General features: G+C 68.2%; 16 protein-coding genes and 1 pseudogene. 12 read left to right on the forward strand and 5 right to left on the reverse strand.

From position 1 onward, the window contains the following. Nucleotides 1–41 precede the first annotated feature (41 nt). The 3 genes from F804_RS0107355 to ubiE all read right to left on the reverse strand — a co-directional run bounded on the left by F804_RS0107355 (nucleotide 42) and on the right by ubiE (nucleotide 4,279). Nucleotides 42–1,397 (reverse strand): ABC transporter substrate-binding protein, encoded by a 1,356-nt coding sequence (locus F804_RS0107355; RefSeq protein ID WP_022707104.1) that lies wholly within the window; start codon nucleotides 1,395–1,397, stop codon nucleotides 42–44. A 592-nt stretch (nucleotides 1,398–1,989) separates the two neighbouring features. Then, nucleotides 1,990–3,528, reverse strand: a complete 1,539-nt coding sequence (gene ubiB, locus F804_RS0107360; RefSeq protein WP_022707105.1) for a 2-polyprenylphenol 6-hydroxylase — start codon at nucleotides 3,526–3,528, stop codon at nucleotides 1,990–1,992. A gap of 4 nt (nucleotides 3,529–3,532) precedes the next feature. After that, on the reverse strand, nucleotides 3,533–4,279 hold the full coding sequence (ubiE, locus tag F804_RS0107365; RefSeq protein ID WP_022707106.1) for a bifunctional demethylmenaquinone methyltransferase/2-methoxy-6-polyprenyl-1,4-benzoquinol methylase UbiE: 747 nt from the start codon (nucleotides 4,277–4,279) through the stop codon (nucleotides 3,533–3,535). 76 nt (nucleotides 4,280–4,355) lie between these two features. Between ubiE and mutM the strand changes: the two genes are divergently transcribed. The 7 genes from mutM to gyrB all read left to right on the forward strand — a co-directional run bounded on the left by mutM (nucleotide 4,356) and on the right by gyrB (nucleotide 13,179). Then, nucleotides 4,356–5,201 carry a bifunctional DNA-formamidopyrimidine glycosylase/DNA-(apurinic or apyrimidinic site) lyase gene (gene mutM, locus F804_RS0107370; RefSeq protein WP_022707107.1) on the forward strand — a complete coding sequence of 282 codons (846 nt, stop codon included), beginning with the start codon at nucleotides 4,356–4,358 and terminating at the stop codon, nucleotides 5,199–5,201. A 73-nt stretch (nucleotides 5,202–5,274) separates the two neighbouring features. Next, nucleotides 5,275–6,051: an enoyl-CoA hydratase gene (locus F804_RS0107375; RefSeq protein WP_022707108.1), complete on the forward strand. Its 777-nt coding sequence runs from the start codon at nucleotides 5,275–5,277 to the stop codon at nucleotides 6,049–6,051. Between the two features lie 154 nt (nucleotides 6,052–6,205). Further along, complete coding sequence (gene rpsT, locus F804_RS0107380) at nucleotides 6,206–6,472, forward strand: 30S ribosomal protein S20 (RefSeq protein ID WP_022707109.1); 267 nt, start codon at nucleotides 6,206–6,208, stop codon at nucleotides 6,470–6,472. 539 nt (nucleotides 6,473–7,011) lie between these two features. After that, the gene (dnaA, locus tag F804_RS0107385) at nucleotides 7,012–8,364 is read left to right on the forward strand and encodes a chromosomal replication initiator protein DnaA (protein WP_022707110.1); all 1,353 of its coding nucleotides are present in this window, start codon (nucleotides 7,012–7,014) and stop codon (nucleotides 8,362–8,364) included. Between the two features lie 89 nt (nucleotides 8,365–8,453). Further along, on the forward strand, nucleotides 8,454–9,572 hold the full coding sequence (gene dnaN / locus F804_RS0107390) for a DNA polymerase III subunit beta (protein WP_028725748.1): 1,119 nt from the start codon (nucleotides 8,454–8,456) through the stop codon (nucleotides 9,570–9,572). Next, nucleotides 9,569–10,645, forward strand: coding sequence for a DNA replication/repair protein RecF (gene recF / locus F804_RS0107395; protein ID WP_022707112.1), 1,077 nt, complete (start codon nucleotides 9,569–9,571; stop codon nucleotides 10,643–10,645). Before dnaN ends, recF begins: the two co-directional genes overlap by 4 nt. A 98-nt stretch (nucleotides 10,646–10,743) precedes the next feature. Beyond that, nucleotides 10,744–13,179 carry a DNA topoisomerase (ATP-hydrolyzing) subunit B gene (gyrB, locus tag F804_RS0107400; protein ID WP_022707113.1) on the forward strand — a complete coding sequence of 812 codons (2,436 nt, stop codon included), beginning with the start codon at nucleotides 10,744–10,746 and terminating at the stop codon, nucleotides 13,177–13,179. A gap of 39 nt (nucleotides 13,180–13,218) precedes the next feature. Here gyrB and F804_RS0107405 read toward each other — a convergent pair whose 3' ends face one another. After that, entirely contained in the window at nucleotides 13,219–13,875 is a 657-nt protein-coding gene (locus tag F804_RS0107405; RefSeq protein ID WP_022707114.1) for a GntR family transcriptional regulator, read from the reverse strand. A 221-nt stretch (nucleotides 13,876–14,096) separates the two neighbouring features. Between F804_RS0107405 and F804_RS0107410 the strand changes: the two genes are divergently transcribed. From F804_RS0107410 to F804_RS17345, 5 genes are all read left to right on the forward strand, one after another. Then, nucleotides 14,097–15,326: an NRAMP family divalent metal transporter gene (locus tag F804_RS0107410; RefSeq protein WP_022707115.1), complete on the forward strand. Its 1,230-nt coding sequence runs from the start codon at nucleotides 14,097–14,099 to the stop codon at nucleotides 15,324–15,326. Between the two features lie 14 nt (nucleotides 15,327–15,340). Next, nucleotides 15,341–16,105, forward strand: a complete 765-nt coding sequence (locus tag F804_RS0107415; RefSeq protein WP_022707116.1) for a LamB/YcsF family protein — start codon at nucleotides 15,341–15,343, stop codon at nucleotides 16,103–16,105. Further along, complete coding sequence (locus F804_RS0107420; RefSeq protein WP_022707117.1) at nucleotides 16,102–17,667, forward strand: 5-oxoprolinase subunit B/C family protein; 1,566 nt, start codon at nucleotides 16,102–16,104, stop codon at nucleotides 17,665–17,667. The genes F804_RS0107415 and F804_RS0107420 overlap by 4 nt, the downstream gene beginning before the upstream one ends. After that, nucleotides 17,651–19,414, forward strand: coding sequence for an acetyl/propionyl/methylcrotonyl-CoA carboxylase subunit alpha (locus F804_RS0107425; protein WP_022707118.1), 1,764 nt, complete (start codon nucleotides 17,651–17,653; stop codon nucleotides 19,412–19,414). Before F804_RS0107420 ends, F804_RS0107425 begins: the two co-directional genes overlap by 17 nt. Nucleotides 19,415–19,495: 81 nt before the next feature. After that, on the forward strand, nucleotides 19,496–19,636 hold the full coding sequence (locus tag F804_RS17345; RefSeq protein WP_022707119.1) for a hypothetical protein: 141 nt from the start codon (nucleotides 19,496–19,498) through the stop codon (nucleotides 19,634–19,636). A gap of 19 nt (nucleotides 19,637–19,655) precedes the next feature. On the opposite strand, the pseudogene F804_RS0107435 reads toward F804_RS17345, so the two are convergent. Next, nucleotides 19,656–19,976 (reverse strand): annotated as a pseudogene (locus F804_RS0107435) (IS5-like element ISPze1 family transposase); the annotation flags it as partial.

The raw sequence follows: 19,976 nt of genomic DNA on the forward strand, positions 1-19,976 counted from the left end.
TCGGGCATGGCGCGATCGCCATGCCCCGTTTCAAGGCCGGATCAGTCCAGCGAGGCCCAGGTCTCCTGGATGCGGTCGGCAACGTCCTGCGCGGAATCGCCGCCGACGAAATCGACCATGCCGGTCCAGAAGGCTCCCGCGCCGATGGCGCCCGGCATCAGGTCCGACCCGTCGAAGCGGAAGACCGTCGCATCCAGCAGGATCTGGCCCATGCGCTTCAGCGTCTCGTCGCCATAGGCGTCGGGATTGGCGCCCGAATGCGGCGTGACGAAGCCCTTCTGCGCCATCCAGATCTCGTGTGCGGCGGGGGTCTTCAGGAACTCGACGAAGGCCATGGCGGCGGGGTTGTCGCTCATGACGGCGAACATGGTGCCGCCGCCCAGCACGGGCTGGCCGAACTCGCCCGATTCGGGGGCGGGCATGTAGAAGAAGTCCGCATCCTCGCCGATCATCGTGCCCTCGGGGAAGAAGGTCGGGATGAAGCTGGCCTGGCGGTGCATGTAGCAGCCCGGAGGGCTGTCGAAGAGACCGGCGGGGCTCTCGCGGAAATCGGTCACCGGAACGGCACCCACGCCGCCCGCGACGAAGTCCTCGTTCTTGGCGAACCAGCCGAATTCCTCGATGGCGGCGACGACCTTGGGATCGTTGAACGGCATCCCGTTCGTGGTCCAGGCGTCGTAATCCTCGGGGGTGGCGGTGCGCAGCATCAGGTCCTCGACCCAGTCGGTCGCGGGCCAGCCGGTCGCGCCGCCCGATCCCAGGCCGATGCACCACGGCGTCTCGCCATCCTCGACCATCTGCTCGGTCAGGGCCTTCAGATCCTCGTAGGTCTCGGGCACGTCATAGCCGAAATCCTCGAAATTCTCGGGGACGTACCAGACCAGCGACTTCACGTCGGCCTTGTAGGGGAAGGCGAACAGCTGCTCGGTCCCGTCCTGCCCGGCATAGGTGCCAAGCTTCGCCCAGCTTTCGCCGGCGGCATAATTGTCGACCAGCCACTGGCGGGTCTCGTCGCCCAGCGGCTGGAGATAGCCGCGCTTGGCCAGGTCCGACGCAAGCCCCGGCTGCGGGAAGACGGCGACATCGGGCGGCGAGCCTGCCTCGCTGTCGATCACGATCTGCTGCTCGAAGCTGTCGGACCCGGAATAGCTGGCATTCGCGCCGGTGGCCTCGTTGAAATAGGCGATGACCGAGCTGAACAGCTCCTGGTCGCCGCCCAGCCAGGGGCCGAGGATGTCGAAGCTTTCCCCCTCGAGGCCGGTATGCGCGGCCTTGAACTCCTCGAGGCTGGCCCAGTCGATGCGGTCGTCGCTGCCCGGCTCGATCACCAGCTGCGCCTGCGCGGTTCCCGCCAGCAGCGCCATGGCTGCCGCGGTCGTCATGATCTTCTGTTTCAACTCGTCCTCCCTGACTGTCGATGCCGCCCCTTGCCGGGCGGGTATTGGGGCGAAGCTTCGGGCAGAACAGGTCGGAATGTCAAACGCTTCCGGAAGCTGCCGGACCCGTGCAGCGCGGGCGATTCCTGCACCCGTTCCGGCGATTCCAGCGATTTCCGGATCGTCCTGCCAGAAGCATGCTGCAGGCTGCGGGCGGCGACGTTGCGGCATTCCGCCCAAGCGTTTCGAAACCGCTTTCGATACGGTTCCCCGAAGGCCATGCCGGTTCGTCCATCGCGCACCCCCTGCCATCGCGGGACCACCGGCCCCAGGCCTTCATTCAGCCCGCGCACATGCCTCGCGTCAAGCGTGCATCGCGGCGCGCTTCACGGGATTTTGTACGACCCTCTTGATTTTGGATTTCAGGTGCCTAAGCTGGCCTTCCATCGACGCCCCCAAGGGGGATGCACGATGACGGAACACCGCCCGGGGGCGATGGAGGGCGCCCACGGACGGTTCACGCGCAGGCCGATCGCATCGGCATGACCGATCCGCTGAGCGGCCTGCGCGCTTATTCCACAAGCTTGTTACATCGGTAAGACGAGAGACGGTTTCAGCCGGCCAGGGCCAGCCCGATTCCCGTGCCCGCGGCCAGGGCCAGCACGGTCACCAGCCAGATCGGCAGCGCCGGGCGGGGCGCCACGACCGTCAGGCGGGCCTCTTCGGGGTGGGCGCGTTCCCACAGGGCCTGTTCGACCATGCGCGGCAACAGCGGGCCGAAGCGGGCGACGGTCTGCGCGACCTCGCCCAAATCATGGGCCACGGCCTTGGGACCGATGCTTTTCTTGATGTAATCCGACACGACCGGCTTGGCGGCATCCCAGATGTTCAGCTGCGGGTCCAGCGACCGGGCGACACCCTCGACCACGACCATGGTGCGCTGCAGCAGGATCAGCTCGGTCCGGGTGGGCATGCCGAAACGCTCGGTCACCTCGAACAGATAGGACAGCAGATTCGCCATGCTGATGCGGCTGGCATCGGCGCCGAAGATCGGCTCTCCCACGGCGCGAAGGGCGCGGGCGAATGCGGCCTCGTCGCGGTCGCGGGGGACGTAACCGGCTTCGAAATGCACGCGCGCCACGCGGCGATAGTCGCGCTGGATGAAGCCGTAGAGGATCTGGGCATAGACGCGGCGGGTATATTCGTCGATCTCGCCCATGATCCCGAAGTCATAGGCGATCACGTCGCCATTCGCCGCAACCTTGAGGTTGCCGTGATGCATGTCGGCATGGAAGAAACCGTCGCGCAGGGCGTGGGACAGGAACAGCTGGATGACCCGGCGCGCGATGTCGGTGACATCGTGGCCCGCGGCGATCAGCGCGTCGCGGTCGCCCATGGGCAGACCCTCGGCCCAGTCCGCGCTCATGACCCGGCGGGCGGACAGGCCCCAGTCGGGGCGCGGCACCTGGAAGCCCGCATCCTCGGTCGTGTTCTCGGCGAATTCGGATGCGGCGGCGGCTTCCAGCCGCAGGTCCTGTTCGGCGGTGACGGTCTGTTCGAAATGGCGCACCACGTCGCGCGGGCGCAACCTGCGCGACGACGGGGCGATGATCTCGATCATGCGGGCGCCGAAATGGAAGGCGTCGATGTCGCGCTTGAAGGCGGGGCCGATGCCGGGGCGGACGACCTTGACGGCGACCTCGCGGCCGGTTTCGCGGATGCGGGCACGGTGCACCTGCGCGATGGAGGCCGCGGCCACGGGCTCGGAAAACTCGCTGAACAGTTCGTCCACGGGGGCGCGCAGCTCGGCCTCGATGACCTTGCGGGCGGTGGCGGTGTCGAAGGGCGGCAGGCGGTCCTGCAGCATCCGCAGCTGGCCGGCCAGTTCGGGCCCCACGACATCGGCGCGCGTGGACAGGATCTGGCCGAACTTGATGTAGGCCGGACCAAGCGCGGTGATCGCCCGCGTGATCGGCGGCAGGTTCGGATCGCCCTTGTAGCCCAGCCAGCGGAAGGGCCAGCCCATGACACGCGCCGCCATGCGCAGCCGGATCGGTGCATCGACCGCGTCCAGCACGGCGGCCATCGCGCCGGTCCGTTCGAAGGTCGCGCCCGTGCGGATCAGCCGCAGGATGTTCAGGGGGCCGCGCATGGGCTCAGATCTTCCAGCCCGAATGCAGCGCGGCGATGCCCATCGACAGGTTGCGATACTGGACCCGACCGAAGCCCGCATCGCCGATCATCCGCGCGAAGGTCTCCTGGTCGGGGAACTTGCGGATCGATTCGACCAGGTACTGATAGCTGTCGCGATCGCCCGTCACCGCCTGCCCCATCGCGGGGATCACGTTGAAGCTGTAGCGGTCATAGGCCCATTGCGCGGCGGGCACCGGGATCTGGTTGAATTCCAGCACGACGATCCGCCCGCCGGGGCGCAGGACGCGGTATGCCTCGGCCAGCGCGTCGGGGATGCGGGTGACGTTGCGGATGCCGAAGCTGATCGTGTAGCGGTCGAAGCTGTTGTCGGCGAAGGGCAGCTTCATCGCGTCGCCGGTGACCCAGGCCAGCCGGTCGGCGCGCTCGACGGCCTCGGCGCGCTTCTGACCCTCGACCAGCATGGATTCGGTCATGTCGCAGACGGTGACGCGCGCGCCGGGCGCACGTTCCAGGAAGCGGAAGGCCACGTCGCCCGTGCCGCCCGCCACGTCCAGCAGGTGCTGCCCGTCGCGGGGCGCAAGCCAGTCCATCAGCGCGGTCTTCCACAGGCGGTGGATGCCCGCGCTCATCAGGTCGTTCATCAGGTCATAGCGGGACGCCACGCTGGAGAAGACGCCGTGGACCATGCCCGCCTTCGCGTCCTCGTCGACCGTCTGGAAACCGAAATGTGTCTGCTTGCCGTGTGTCATGCCGCTTGCCGTTTGTCCGTTCAGACGCCAGATAATCCCGGCCCGCCGCGGGCACAATGCGACGAAAGGGAATGGATTGCCAGAACTGCCGGAAGTCGAAACCGTCAGGCGCGGCCTTCAGCCGCACATGGAGGGGCTGCGCATCGCGGATGCCGATATCCGCCGCCCGGACCTGCGCTGGCCGCTGCCGCCCGACCTGCGGCAGGTGATGACGGGCGCGCGCGTCACGGGCCTGCGGCGCCGGTCGAAATACCTGCTGACCGACATCGGCGACCGGGGCACCGTCCTGTGGCACCTGGGCATGTCCGGCCGCATGCTGATCGAGGGCGCCAGCCAGGGCGAGTTCCACCGCGACCCCGCCGTCTATGCCCGCCACGATCACGTGGTCCTGCGAATGGAGACGGGGACGACCATCACCTTCAACGACGCGCGGCGCTTCGGCATGGTGGACCTGATCCGTCCGGGCCAGAGCCACCCGCTGCTGGACCATTTGGGCCCCGAGCCGCTGGATCCGGGCTTCACCGCCGACCACCTGGCCGCGGCCTTCGCGGGGCGGCGCGTGCCGGTCAAGCAGGCGCTGCTGGATCAGCGCATCGTGGCGGGGCTGGGCAACATCTATGTCAGCGAATCGCTGTTCCGGGCGGGGATCGACCCGCGCCGCGCGGCGGGCCGGATCGGGCGGGCGCGCATCGCCGATCTTGTCGGACATGTGCGCGACGTGCTGGCCGACGCGATCGAGGCCGGGGGATCGTCCCTGCGCGACCACCGCCAGGCCACCGGAGAGCTGGGCTATTTCCAGCACAGCTTCCGCGTCTATGACCGCGAGGGACAGCCCTGCCTGCGCGCAGGCTGCGCGGGAACCGTGCGCCGGATCGTGCAATCGGGCCGGTCCAGCTTCTGGTGCGCGTCCTGCCAGCGCTGAACGCTTGGATTTCCGCGCCAAGTGCTGCTAGGACTCGCACGCAGTGCAAAACGGCAAGGGGTCCAAAGGCACCATGGCTTACGAAACCATCATCGTGGAGATCGAGGACGAGATCGCCCTGATCCGGCTGAACCGTCCCGAGGCGCTGAACGCGCTGAACGCCACGCTTCTGGAAGAGCTGTCCTCGGCCCTGACCGAGGCCGACCGCAACGACAAGGTGCGCTGCATCGTCCTGACCGGCAGCGAGAAGGCATTCGCCGCAGGCGCCGACATCAAGGAGATGTCCGACAAGAGCTTCGTCGATGTCAGCGACGAGGACCTGTTCGGCGCGCAGATCGAACAGATCACCCGCGTCCGCAAGCCGCTGATCGCGGCGGTCAGCGGCTATGCCCTGGGCGGCGGCTGCGAGCTGGCGATGGTCTGCGACTTCATCATCTGCGCCGAGAACGCCAAGTTCGGCCAGCCCGAGATCAACCTGGGCGTCTGCGCCGGCATCGGCGGCACGCAGCGCCTGACCCGCTTCGTGGGCAAGGCCAAGGCCATGGACATGAACCTGACCGGTCGCTTCATGGATGCGGCCGAGGCCGAGCGTTCGGGCCTGGTCAGCCGGGTCGTCCCGACCCCCAAGCTGATCTCCGAGGCGATGACCGCCGCGCGCAAGATCGCCGAGAAGTCGATGATCGCCGCCCGCACCGTCAAGGAATCGGTCAACCGCTCCTACGAGACGACGCTGCAGGAGGGCCTGCTGTTCGAGCGTCGCGCCTTCCATTCGCTGTTCGCCACCGAAGACCAGAAGGAAGGCATGGCCGCGTTCCTCGAAAAAAGAGAGCCTCAGTTCCGCGATCGCTGATCGGGGCTTTCCTTCCGGGCCGCTTTGTCCTATAGGCCCTGTCCTACATGCGCGTGGGCCCGCTTAAGGCAAGAATCAGGACGGCTTTTCCGAAAGCCGTTGCCTTGGGTCTTTTGCGCGACGAAACGCAACAGACCCGTAAGGAGCCACCACAATGGCCAATACCGCCCAGTCCAAGAAGCGCGCCCGCCAGGTCGAGCGTCGCACCGACGTCAACAAGGCACGCCGCTCGCGCATCCGCACCTTCCTGCGCAAGGTCGAAGAAGGCATCGCCTCGGGCAATGCCGAGACCGCACGCGCAGCCCTGCTGAGCGCCGAATCCGAGCTGATGCGCGGCGTCACGAAGGGCGTCGTCCACAAGAACACCGCTGCCCGCAAGATCTCGCGCCTGGCAGCGCGCGTGAAGGCGATCAACGCCTGATCGCGACCGCCGTTTCAACGGCGGATTCCAAGCCGATTCTACCGGAAACGGATAAGAGGGGTGCATGCGTTTCGCATGTGCCCCTTTTGCATGCGCAGAATAACCGTTTCAAAAAATTCAATGTTTTCAGTGGTGTGTCTTTTTTGTCCGAAGACTCAACGACCTCCGAGATTCGAATCTGGAAACTCGCTGTCAAGCGCATAGTTCGGTTGCGGCAGCCCGAGGGCTGGGGCTAATTTCCATCCTGCGATTCACGTCGCTGTCGGGGGACGGGCCGAACCTGATGCATGGATTTCCACGCATCGCACGGCCGGGCGTTCAAGCGGTTCGCGCTGCTTACGCCCCTCGGGTCCGCATCGGTCGGCTGCCACCGGTCGGTTCGGGTCCTGTGTCTTTGAAGGTTAGCGGGCAAATGCCCTGAAACGGTCGCTTCGACCGTCAGGGATCCTTTGTCCGTTCCGCACCCCGACAGCGCGCGCAACAATTCTGTCCCGCCGGATGAACCGGCGGGGATCGGGGACAGGCACGGGAAACGGGCGATGATGGACAAGATCTGGGGTCAGGCATGCGCAGAGCTGGAAAGCAGCGTGGGGCCGCATAATTACAATCACTGGATCAAGCCGCTGCGCCTCACCTCGATCGACGAGGGCGCCGCGCGCCTGGTCAGCCCCACGCGCTTCATCTCGGACTGGGTGAACCGCCATTACGGCAACCAGATCCTCGAGGTGCTGAACCGCCAGGGCGCCACGGTCGAGCGTCTGCGCTTCGACGTGGGCAGCGCCGCGACCAAGCCCGTTCCCGCCAACGATCCGGCCCCCGCCCAGCCGACCACGCGCATCGCCCCGCGTGCCGATCTGGGTGCGCCGCTGGACCCGCGCTACACCTTCTCGAACTTCGTCGTCGGCAAGCCGAACGAGCTGGCCCATGCCGCCGCCCGTCGCGTGGCCGAGGGCGGCCCCGTCGGCTTCAACCCGCTGTTCCTCTATGGCGGCGTGGGCCTGGGCAAGACGCACCTGATGCATGCGATCGCGCATGAATACGGCGTCCGCCATCCGAACGCGCAGGTGCTGTACCTGTCGGCCGAACAGTTCATGTACCGCTTCGTGCAGGCCCTGCGCGAAAGCTCGATCATGGATTTCAAGAGCATGTTCCGCAACGTGAACATGCTGATGGTCGACGACGTGCAGTTCATCGCCGGCAAGGACAGCACGCAGGAGGAATTCTTCCACACCTTCAACGCGCTGGTCGATCAGGGCAAGCAGATCGTCATCTCTGCCGACCGCGCCCCCGCCGAGATCAAGGGTCTGGAGGAACGCATCAAGTCGCGCCTGTCCTGCGGCCTGATCGTGGACCTGCACCCCACCACCTACGAGCTGCGCCTGGGCATCCTGCAATCCAAGACCGAGGCCTTCCACCGCCAGCACCCGGATCTGGTGATCGGCGCGGGCGTGCTGGAATTCCTGGCCCACCGCATCAGCACCAACGTCCGCGTGCTGGAAGGCGCGCTGCAGCGTCTCTTCGCCCATGCCAGCCTGCTGCGCCGCGAGATCACGCTGGAGGTCGCGCAGGAATGCCTGACCGACATCCTGCGCACCAACGACCGCAAGATCTCGATCGACGACATCCAGCGCAAGGTCGCGGAACATTACAACATCCGCCTCGCCGACATGATCGGCCCCAAGCGCGCCCGCAACGTCGCCCGCCCGCGCCAGATCGCGATGTACCTGTGCAAGCAGCTGACCAGCCGCTCGCTGCCGGAAATCGGCCGCCGCTTCGGCGGGCGCGACCACACGACCATCATGCATGGCGTCCGCAAGGTCGATGAACTGATGGGCGACGACACCGCCCTGGCCGAGGACGTCGCCGTCCTGCGCCGGATGCTGGAAGGCTGATCCATCTAACGTCTTGAGCGATGCGCCGGGGGCCGTTACACATCGGGTCCGGCCTTCGCATCGATGGCCGAATGGGACAGGGGAAGCTGATGAAATTCTCGATCGAGCGTGCCGTGCTGGTCAAGGCCGTCGCACAGGCCCAATCCGTCGTCGAGCGTCGGAACACCATTCCGATCCTTGCCAACGTCCTGATCGAGACATCGGATGACGGCGTCAGCTTCCGCGCGACCGACCTGGACACCGAGGTCGTGGACCGCGCGCCCGCGCAGGTCGTGCGCCCCGGCGCCACCACCGTCAGCGCCGTCATGCTGAACGAGATCGCCCGCAAGCTGCCCGATGGCGCGCTGGTGCAGATCAGCGCCGATGCGGAATCGGGACGTCTTCAGGTGCAGGCGGGCCGCTCCAGCTTCAACCTCGCGACCCTGCCGCGAGAGGATTTCCCGGTCATGGCGACCAGCGAATACGCCGCGAACTTCACCGCCCCCGCGGGCGTGCTGAAGCGGCTGTTCGACAAGTCGAAATTCGCCATCTCGACCGAAGAGACGCGGTATTACCTCAACGGCGTCTACATGCATGTCTCGGACAGCCCCGAGGGACGCAGCCTGCGCTGCGTGGCGACCGACGGCCACCGCCTGGCCCGCATCGACGCCGACCTGCCCGATGGCGCCGCCGACATGCCGGGCGTGATCGTCCCGCGCAAGACCGTGGGCGAGCTGCGCAAGCTGCTGGACGACGACGAGGCCGAGATCGCCGTATCCGTCAGCGAGACGAAGATCCGCTTCGCCACGCCGACCATCACGCTGACCTCGAAGGTGATCGACGGGACCTTCCCCGATTACAGCCGCGTCATCCCCGTCAGCAACGCCCGCAAGCTGGAGGTGGACGCGACCGACTTCGCCCGCGCGGTGGACCGCGTGGCCACCGTCAGCAGCGAACGTTCGCGCGCCGTCAAGCTGGCGCTGGACCAGGACCGCCTGATCCTGTCGGTCAACGCCCCCGATGCCGGCGCCGCCGAGGAGGAGCTGATCGTGGCCTATGGCGACGAGCCGCTCGAGATCGGCTTCAACGCGAAATACCTGCAGGAGATCGCAAGCCAGGTCGATCGCGACAATGCCGTGTTCATGTTCAACGGATCGGGCGACGCCGCCCTCATCCGCGAGGGCAGCGACGAGAGCGCGGTCTATGTCGTCATGCCGATGCGCGTGTGACGCTGCGGCGGATCGAGCTGGCGCAGTTCCGGTCCTGGCCGCGCCTGGATCTTGATCTGGACGCGCGCCCGCTGGCGATCTTCGGCCCGAACGGATCGGGCAAGACCAACATCCTGGAAGCCGCGTCCATGCTGGCGCCGGGGCGCGGTTTTCGCGCGGCGCCCGCGCCCGAACAGGCGCGCAAGGGCGTCGATGCGGGCTGGCGCATCCGCGCCGAACTGTCCGACAACCTGATCGAGACGCAGGCCGCCCCCGGCCAGTCCCGCAGCGTCGCCATCGACGACAGGCAGGTTCCCCAGACCGCGCTGGCCCGGCTGCTGCGGGTGATCTGGCTGGTCCCCGCGATGGACCGCCTGTGGACCGAGGCCCCCGAGGGGCGGCGGCGCTTCCTCGACCGCGTGACGCTGTCGCTGATGCCCGACCATGCCGATCTTGCGCTGAGCTATGACAAGGCGATGCGCGAACGGAACCGCCTGCTGCGCGACCAGGCGGGCGATCCGGGCTGGTATCGCGCGCTCGAGGCCCGCATGGCCGAGGCCGGCGCCGCCCTGACCCGCAACCGGCTGGCGGCACTGGACCGGATCGCTGCGGCGCAGGAAGGCGGGCGCGACTTTCCCGCCGCGCGCCTGACGCTGCTGCCCGGCGAGGGTCAGGCCGACGATGCGGATGCCGCATCCATCGCCGACCGCATGGCCGCGATGCGCCCGCGCGACATGGCGGCGGGCCGCAGCCTGACCGGCCCGCACCGGGCCGATCTGGGCGCGTATTGGGGCCCCGAGGACATGCCCGCCGCGCTGTCCTCGACCGGCGAACAGAAGGCGCTGCTGCTGTCGCTGATCCTTGCCAATGCCCGTGCGCTGTCCGACCAGCCGGTGCTTCTGCTGCTGGACGAGGTGGCGGCCCATCTGGATGCCGACCGCCGCGCGGCGCTTTATGACCGGATCGCCGCCATGCCCGCCCAGAGCCTGCTGACCGGCACCGGCCCCGAGCTGTTCGACGCCTTCGGCACCCGCGCGCGCGCCCTGTCCGTGACCCGCGACGGCAGCCGTTCGCAGGCCGCTTGGCCGGACTGATCGAAAACCCGCCGCGAGGGCCGAAAAACCCTGCCAAAGCCGTGACTTTGCCCGCCCGAGGGGATATATCGGGACAGTACGACAAGGAACCTTCATCCATGAACGACACTGCCGCGCAACCCGCCAGCTATGGCGCCGATTCCATCAAGGTTCTCAAGGGCCTCGAGGCCGTGCGCAAGCGTCCCGGCATGTATATCGGCGATACCGACGACGGATCGGGCCTGCACCACATGGTCTACGAGGTCGTGGACAACGGCATCGACGAGGCGCTGGCCGGTCACGCCGACTTCGTCCGGGTGAAGATCCATGCCGACAACAGCGTCAGCGTGCGCGACAACGGGCGCGGCATCCCGGTGGACATGCACCCCACCGAAGGCGTCAGCGCGGCCGAGGTCATCATGACCCAGCTGCATGCGGGCGGCAAGTTCGACCAGAACAGCTACAAGGTCTCGGGCGGTCTGCACGGGGTGGGCGTGTCGGTCGTGAACGCGCTGTCGGACTGGCTGGAACTGCGCATCTGGCGCAACGGCCAGGAACATTACGCCCGCTTCGAGAAGGGCGAGACCGCCGAGCATCTGCGCGTCGTGGGCGATGCGCCGGGCGAATCCGGGACCGAGGTGCGCTTCATGGCCTCGTCCAAGACGACGGACCCGGAAGGCACGTTCAGCAATCTCGACTATGTCTTCAAGACGCTCGAGAACCGCCTGCGGGAACTGGCCTTCCTCAACAGCGGCGTCCGCATCATCATCGAGGACGAGCGTCCCGCCGAGCCCCTGCGGACCGAGCTGTTCTACGACGGCGGCGTGCGGGAATTCGTGAAGTATCTCGACCGTTCCAAGACCTCCACGATGGAGACGCCGATCTTCATGACCGGCGAGCGGAACGGCATCGGGGTCGAGGTCGCGATGTGGTGGAACGACAGCTATCACGAGACGGTGCTGCCCTTCACCAACAACATCCCGCAGCGCGACGGCGGCACGCATATGGCGGGCTTCCGCGGGGCGCTGACCCGGGTCATCACCAAATACGCGCAGGAAAGCGGCATCGCCCGCAAGGAAAAGGTGGACTTCACCGGCGACGACGCCCGCGAGGGCCTGACCTGCGTGCTGTCGGTCAAGGTACCCGACCCCAAATTCTCCAGCCAGACCAAGGACAAGCTGGTCAGCAGCGAGGTACGCCCCGCGGTCGAAGGGCTGGTGGGCGAGAAGCTGGCCGAGTGGTTCGAGGAGAACCCCAACGACGCCAAGCAGATCGTCGGCAAGATCATCGAGGCCGCACTGGCCCGCGAGGCCGCCCGCAAGGCGCGCGAGCTGACGCGCCGCAAGACCGCGATGGACGTGGCCTCGCTGCCCGGCAAGCTGGCCGATTGCCAGGAAAAGGACCCCTCGCTGTCCGAACTGTTCATCGTCGAGGGCGACTCGGCAGGCGGCTCGGCCAAGCAGGGCCGGTCGCGCAAGAACCAGGCCGTGCTGCCCCTGCGCGGCAAGATCCTGAACGTGGAACGCGCCCGCTTCGACCGGATGCTGTCCTCGGAGACGGTCGGCACGCTGATCACCGCGCTTGGCACCGGGATCGGGCGCGACGAATTCGACCTTAAGAAGCTGCGCTACCACAAGATCGTCATCATGACCGATGCCGACGTGGACGGCGCGCATATCCGCACGTTGCTTCTGACCTTCTTCTTCCGCCAGATGCCCGAGCTGATCGAGGCGGGGCATCTCTATATCGCGCAGCCGCCGCTCTACAAGGTCGGCCGCGGCCGGTCCGAGGTCTATCTGAAGAACGAGGCCGCGCTGGAGGATTACCTGATCCAGCAGGGCATCGACGGGGCCAGCCTGCGCCTTGCCGACGGTCAGCAGATCACCGGCAACGACCTTGCCCGCGTGGTCGAGGAGGCCCGCACCGCGCGGCGCATCCTGCGCGCCTATCCCACGCATTACCCGCCCCACATCACCGAACAGGCGGCCATCGCCGGTGCGCTGGTGCAGGGCCGGGTGGACAGCGACGCGCAGGGCGTGGCCGATGCCATCGCGGGCCGGCTGGACCTGATCGCCGCCGAATACGAACGCGGCTGGCAGGGTCGCCCGACCCAGGACGCCGGCATCCGCCTGACGCGCACCCTGCGCGGGGTCGAGGAGGCGCGCGTGCTGGACGGCCAGATGCTGCGCAGCGGCGAAAGCCGCCGCCTGGGCGAGATGACGCAGGCCCTGCAGGAGATCTATTCCAAGCCCGCCCACCTGGTCCGCAAGGATCGCGACCAGCCGATCTATGGCCCGCTCGGGCTGCTGTCGGCGGTCTTCATGGAGGGCGAGAAGGGCCTGTCGCTGCAACGCTACAAGGGTCTGGGCGAGATGAACCCCGAACAGCTGTGGGAAACCACGCTGGACCCGGTCGCGCGCACCATGCTGCAGGTTCGCATCGAGGACGTGGCCGAGGCCGAGGACCTGTTCACCAAGCTGATGGGCGACGTGGTCGAACCGCGCCGCGAATTCATCCAGCAGAACGCGCTGAACGTCGAGAACCTCGACACCTGATCCCGAAACGCCCGGACCCGCCGTCCGGGCGTCTTCGCATCAGCGCATCTCGATCCGCGCGAAGGCCTCCAGCACCAGCCGTTCGGACCGGTCCAGATAGGATGCCAGATGCTCGGCGGCACCCTGCGTGTCGCCCGCCACCAGTCTGTGCAGCAGGTCCTGGTTCGTCTCGATGAAGGGGGCGTGCAGCTCCTGCGCGTCGTCGATCAGCCCGAAGGCCAGCCGCAGTTCCGCCGTCAGTTGCGCGAAGAATGCCGTCAGCCGCGGGCTGTCGGTCAGCGCGACGATGCCCGCATGGAACTGCATGTTGGCGCTGCCGACCCCCTGCCAGTCCCCCGCCTCCCGCGCGGCGCGCGCGTCGTCCACCGCCTCGGACATCCGCGCGATGGCCGGGTGGCGCGGGCGCGCATTGGCAAGGGCCGGAAGCTCGATCAGGCGCCGCACGCGATAGATGTCGAGGATCGCCCCCATCGAGGGCACGGCGACCGAAACGCCCCGGTTCGGCAGATGCGTCAGCAACCCCTCGCGGGTGAGCAGGCGGAACACTTCGCGCAGGGTGTTGCGCGAGACCTGCATGTCGGCGGCCAGCACGGCCTCGGACAGGTGCTGGCCGGGGCGCAGGATGCCGCCCGTGATGCGGTCGCGAAGTCGGGCCGCGATTTCCTCGGGCAGGCTGGGTGTCGTCGTATCGCTCATCAGGGGCGGATCATCGCGCGAACGCGTCCCTGCGACAAGCGCCGTCACATCGATTCGCCCGAATGTCGGGGGCTTCAGGCCCGATAACTGCCCAAACAAAGGGCATAACAGGGGCGTGATCACATTTATTGTTCAACAATCCGCGCCGATTTGTCGGAAATTTATTGACCGATCGCCGCACCGTCATCGAACCTTCGTGCAAGGAACGAGAGGAGAGCATCATGACAACCAGCGCGCCCACGGCCGCCAACGCCACCGTCAGGGGCGGCTTCCTTGCCGCCATCTTCCTGATGGCCACCTCGGCCGTGGGGCCGGGCTTCATCACGCAGACCGCCAGCTTCACCGCGCAGATGGGGTCGGCCTTCGCCTTCGCGATCCTAGCCTCGATCATCATCGACTTCGTGGTGCAGCTGAACGTGTGGCGCATCACCGCGCTGACGGGCCGGCGCGCGTCCCAGACGGCGAACGCCGCGATCCCCGGAGCGGGATACCTGCTGTCGGCGCTGGTCGTGATCGGCGGTCTGGCCTTCAACATCGGCAACATCGCGGGCGGAGGCCTGGGGCTGAACGCGCTGCTGGGGCTGGATCCGAAGATCGGCGGCGCGATCACCGCCGCGCTGGCCATCGCGATCTTCCTGTCGCATCGCGCGGGCCTACTGCTGGACCGCATGATCGTAGGGCTGGGCGTCGTGATGATCCTGATGACGCTGTTCGTCGCGCTGCAATCGAACCCGCCCGTGGGCGAGGCGCTGCGCCAGGCGGTCTTCCCCTCCAATATCGACTTTGCCGCGATCACGACCATCGTGGGCGGCACGGTCGGCGGCTACATCACCTATTCCGGGGCGCATCGCCTGCTGGACAAGGGCCTGACCGGGACCGAGAACCTTGCCGCAGTGACCCGCGCCGCGCTGACCGGCATCGCGGTCACCGGGGTCATGCGCTTCGTGCTGTTCTGCGCGATCCTGGGGGTCGTTGCGTCGGGCGTCACGCTGGACCTGTCGGGGCAGGCCGCGAACCCCGCGGCACAGGCCTTCGCCGCCGCCGCCGGAGAGATCGGCCTGCGCGTCTTCGGCCTGGTCCTGTGGGCGGCGGCGATCACCTCGGTCATCGGGGCGGCCTATACCTCGGTCAGCTTCCTCGACGTGGTGGGCGTGCGCGGCGATGCGGCACGCGGCCGCGCGACGGTCGGCTTCATCGCCTTCTCGCTGGCGGTGTTCCTGTCCTTGGGGACCGCGCCCGCCGCGATCCTGGTCTTTGTCGGCGGCTTCAACGGGCTTATCCTGCCCATCGGCCTGACCATCTTCACCTATGTCGGCTTCGCGCGGTCCGACCTGATGGGGGGGCACCGCTACAACCGGCCGCTGCTGCTGGCAGGCGCGATCATCTGCGCGCTGACCTGGTATATGGGGGCCGCATCGGTCGGCACCATCTTCGCCTTCCTCGGACAGTGAACAAGGAGACCCGCATGACCACCATCGACCTGAACAGCGACCTGGGCGAGGGCTATGGCGCCTGGTCCATGGGCGACGACGCAGCCATGCTGGACATCGTCAGCAGCGCCAACATCGCCTGCGGCTTTCACGCGGGCGACCCGGCATCGCTGCTGGCGGTGCTGCGGATGGCCGCCGAACGCGGCGTGTCCGTGGGGGCGCATGTCAGCTATCCCGACCGGGTGGGCTTCGGTCGGCGCGCGATGGATGTCGCGCCGGACGACCTGACCGCCGATGTCATCTATCAGATCGGGGCGCTGCAGGGGCTGGCACGGGCGGCGGGAACGCGGGTCGCCTATGTCAAGCCGCATGGCGCGCTGTACAACACCATCGCGTCGGATGCGCGGCAGGGCGATGCGGTGATCGCGGGGATCCTGGCGGTCGATCCGTCGCTGGTGCTGATGGGGCTGGCCGGGGCGCCGATCCTGGCCCGCGGCTGCGATGCGGGCCTTGCAACCGTGGCCGAGGCCTTCGCGGATCGCGCCTATACCCCCGACGGCGCGCTGGTGTCGCGCCGCGATCCCGGCGCGGTGCTGCACGACCCCGAGACTGTCGCCGCACGGATGCTGCATCTTGCGCGCACGGGCACCATCCAGGCCATCGACGGCAGCATGCTGGACCTGCAGGCCGACAGCATCTGCGTTCACGGCGACAGCCCCGGCGCCGTCGCCATGGCCGCCCGCATCCGCGACCTGCTGCTGGCCGAGGGCGTGACCATCGCCCCCTTCGCGGGCAAATGACCATGCGCTTCCTGCCCATCGGCCCGCGCATGGTTCTGGTCGAGCTGCCGGATCTGGACGCCACGCTGGCGCTGTTCGACGCGCTTGCCGCAGACCCCGTGCCGGGCGTGGCCGAGATCATTCCCGCCGCCCGCACCCTGATGATCCGCACCGCCCCCGGCACCCATGCCGACGCGGCGCTTGCGCGGCGCATCGCGCGGGCCGCCCCGCGACCGGGCACCGCCCCTGCCCTGCGCGACGCCCTCCTGATCGAGATCCCCGTCACCTATGACGGCGAGGATCTGGACGACGTGGCCCGCCACATGGACCTGACCACTTCCGAGGTGATCGCCGCCCATCAGGCCGCGACATGGCAGACGGCCTTCTGCGGCTTTGCCCCCGGTTTCGCCTACATGACCTGCGACGATCCGCGGTTCGACCTGCCGCGCCGCGCGACGCCGCGCACGCGCATTCCCGCGGGCTCGGTCGCGCTGGCGGGGCGCTTCGGCGGGATCTATCCGCAGGCAAGCCCCGGCGGCTGGCAGCTGATCGGCCGGACCGAGCTGCCGATGTTCGACCTGACCCGCGACCCGCCCGCCCTGCTGCAACCGGGAACGCGCGTGCGCTTCGTCGAAGGTCGCGCCAAGTTGCATTCGGTGGCCATGCCCACCCCCGCACCGGCCAAGGGTCTGCGGGTCGAGCGCACCGCATTCCCGATCCTGTTGCAGGACGAGGGTCGCGGCGGTCAGGCCGCGCAGGGCGTCACGGCGTCCGGCGCGATGGACCGGGGCGCGATGCGCCGCGCCAACCGCGCCGTGGGCAACCCCCGTGGCCGTGCCGTGCTGGAGATCACCCTGGGGCCGGTGGTGCTGCTGGCCGAGGAAGCGCTGACGCTGGCCCTGACCGGGGCCGCGACCGCGCATGTGAACGACCTGCCCATCGCCCCCGGCGCGGCCTTTGCGATGGATGCGGGCGACCGGCTGCGGATCGCCCCGCCCGCGCGCGGGATGCGCAGCTACCTCGCGCTGCGGGGCGGGTTCGACGTGGCCCCCGTGCTGGGATCGGCCGCGACCGACACGCTGTCGAATATCGGCCCCGAGCCGCTGACGGCGGGCGATGCGCTGTCGCCCGCCCGCCTGCCCGCCGACGCGACGGGACTGCCCGAACCCGCGCCCGACCTGCCGGGGTCCGACCGGACCGTTACCCTGCCCGTCACCCTGGGGCCGCGCACGGACTGGTTCACCGACGACCAGGTGCAATCCTTCCTGGCCCAGGACTGGCAGGTCACACCGCAATCCTCGCGCGTGGGGATCCGGCTGCAGGGCGATGCGCTGACCCGCGACGGGGCCGAGCTGCCATCCGAAGGCACCGCCATCGGCGCGATCCAGGTCCCCCATTCCGGCCAGCCCGTCCTGTTCCTTGCCGATCACCCGCTGACCGGCGGCTATCCGGTCATCGCCACCCTCGACCCCTCGGCGCTGGATCTTGCAGCCCAGATCCCGCCCGGCGCACGCATCCGCTTCGTCGCCCGCGCCCCCTTTGCCCCGCTGACACTGGAGCCTTCCCATGACGCTGTTTCTTGACACGGGGCATTCGCCCATCACCCGCATCCTGATCGCCAACCGCGGAGAGATCGCCCTGCGCGTCATCCGCGCCTGCCGCGACGAGGGGATCGAATCCGTCGCCGTCCATGCCGACCCGGACCGCGATGCGCCCTTCGTGCGGCTGGCCGACCAGGCGCATGCGCTTGGCGGGTCAAAGCCTGCCGACAGCTATCTCGATGGGGGCAAGATCATCGCGATCGCCCAGCGCACGGGCGCGCAGGCGATCCATCCCGGCTATGGCTTCCTGTCCGAGAACGCGGATTTCGCCCGTGCCGTGCAGGATGCCGGGCTGATCTGGATCGGTCCCGATCCCGCCGTGATCGAGGCGCTTGGCGACAAGATCCGCGCCCGCGAGATCGCCGAGGCCGTGGGCGCACCGCTGGTCGCGGGCAGCCCCGGTCCCGTCGGCAGCGGTGCCGAGGCGCTGGCCTTCGCGCAGGAACACGGCCTGCCCTTGGCGATCAAGGCGGCCCATGGCGGCGGCGGTCGCGGCATGAAGGTCGCCTGGGCGCTGGACGAGGTCGAGGAGTTGTTCGACAGCGCCACCCGCGAGGCCGTCACCGCCTTCGGCCGCGGCGAATGCTATGTCGAGCAGTTCCTCGACAAGCCCCGACATATCGAGGCGCAGGTGCTGGCCGACCGCCACGGGCGCGTCAAGGTGCTGGGCACGCGCGACTGTTCGCTGCAGCGCCGCAACCAGAAGCTGGTCGAGGAAGCCCCCGCACCCTTCCTGACGGACGACCAGCGCGACCGCATCCACGCCTCGGCCCGCGCGATCTGCGCGCATGCCGGATATTCCGGCGCCGGCACGGTCGAGTTCCTGCTGTCGGCATCCGGCACGATCTCGTTCCTCGAGGTGAACACCCGCCTGCAGGTCGAACATCCCGTCACCGAGGAAACGACCGGCATCGACATCGTCCGCGCGATGATCCGCGTGGCCCAAGGGGGCCGCCTGGCCGACGAGGACGTTCCCGCCCCCACCGGCCACGCGATCGAGTTCCGCATCAATGCCGAGGATCCCGCCCGCGGCTTCCTGCCCACCCCCGGCCCGATCGAGGTCTTCGCCGCCCCGGGCGGCATGGGCGTTCGGCTGGACAGCGGCGTCGAGCAGGGCGGCACGGTGCCCGGCGCCTTCGATTCGATGATGGCCAAGCTGATCGTCACCGGACCGGACCGGGCGACCGCGCTGGCCCGCGCCGCGCGCGCGCTGGCGGAATTCCGCATCGAGGGCGTCGCCTCGGTCCTGCCCTTCCACCGCGAGGTTCTGAAGGCGCCCGAGTTCCGCGCCGATGACGGCGGCTTCGCGGTCCATACCCGCTGGATCGAGACCGACTTCGCCGAACGGCTGGACGCCGCGCTGACGCCCGCCCCGCGCGTCACGCCCGACCCCGATCCCGTGATGCTGCGCCTGCCGATCGAGATCGACGGCCGCCGCCACATGATCGCGCTGCCGCAATCCCTGCTGGCGGGGATGGGCAGCGCCGCCCCCGTCGCCGAAACCCAGCCCGCGGACGAGGCGACGGTCGCGGCCCCCATCGCGGGCACCCTGTCGGCCTGGCAGGTCGAGGACGGCGCCCAGGTCCGGCAGGGTCAGGTCATCGCCGTGATCGAGGCGATGAAGATGGAGACCCGCATCGAGGCCCATCGCGCGGGCCGCCTGACCCGCATCGCGGCCGAGGGCGACACGCTGGCCCATGACGCGCCCGTGGCGCGGATCGGGGACTGACAGCCCGCACGCCAGGGGCTTGCATCGGGGCGGCATCCGTCACAGCGTGACGCCGCCCCGAATTCCTGAAAGGCCCTGCCCATGCTGATCTTCTGGCGCAAGTCGCTGGTGATGTTCTCGGTCCCCAAGACCGGCACCCACAGCTATATCGACCATCTGCATGCCCATGCCGACATGGTCTTTCGCCATCCGGTCGGTATTGTTGCATTACCCTGGCTTTAGGCTCCAGACTCATTGATGGTCACAGCCAGAACATGACGGTGGCAGCGAGAGCGACGGCGGAGAGGAAGACCTTTGGGCATCTATCGTAACGTGTCGCTACTCGCCGCCAGTCCTTCAACCTACCGAACATGATCTCTATGCGGTTGCGTCGTCTGTAGCGTCGCTTGTCGTATTTGACGGGTTTGCCGCGGGACTTCCGGCCCGGGATGCAGGGCCTGATCCCCTTGTCTTTCAGGGCGTCGCGGAACCAATCCGCATCATAGCCTCGGTCGGCGAGCAGCCAGTCCGCCCGAGGCAGGCTGCTCAGCAGCGCGGCTGCACCGGTGTAATCGCTGACTTG

The organism is Paracoccus zeaxanthinifaciens ATCC 21588, assembly GCF_000420145.1.
GTDB classification, from domain to species: domain Bacteria; phylum Pseudomonadota; class Alphaproteobacteria; order Rhodobacterales; family Rhodobacteraceae; genus Paracoccus; species Paracoccus zeaxanthinifaciens.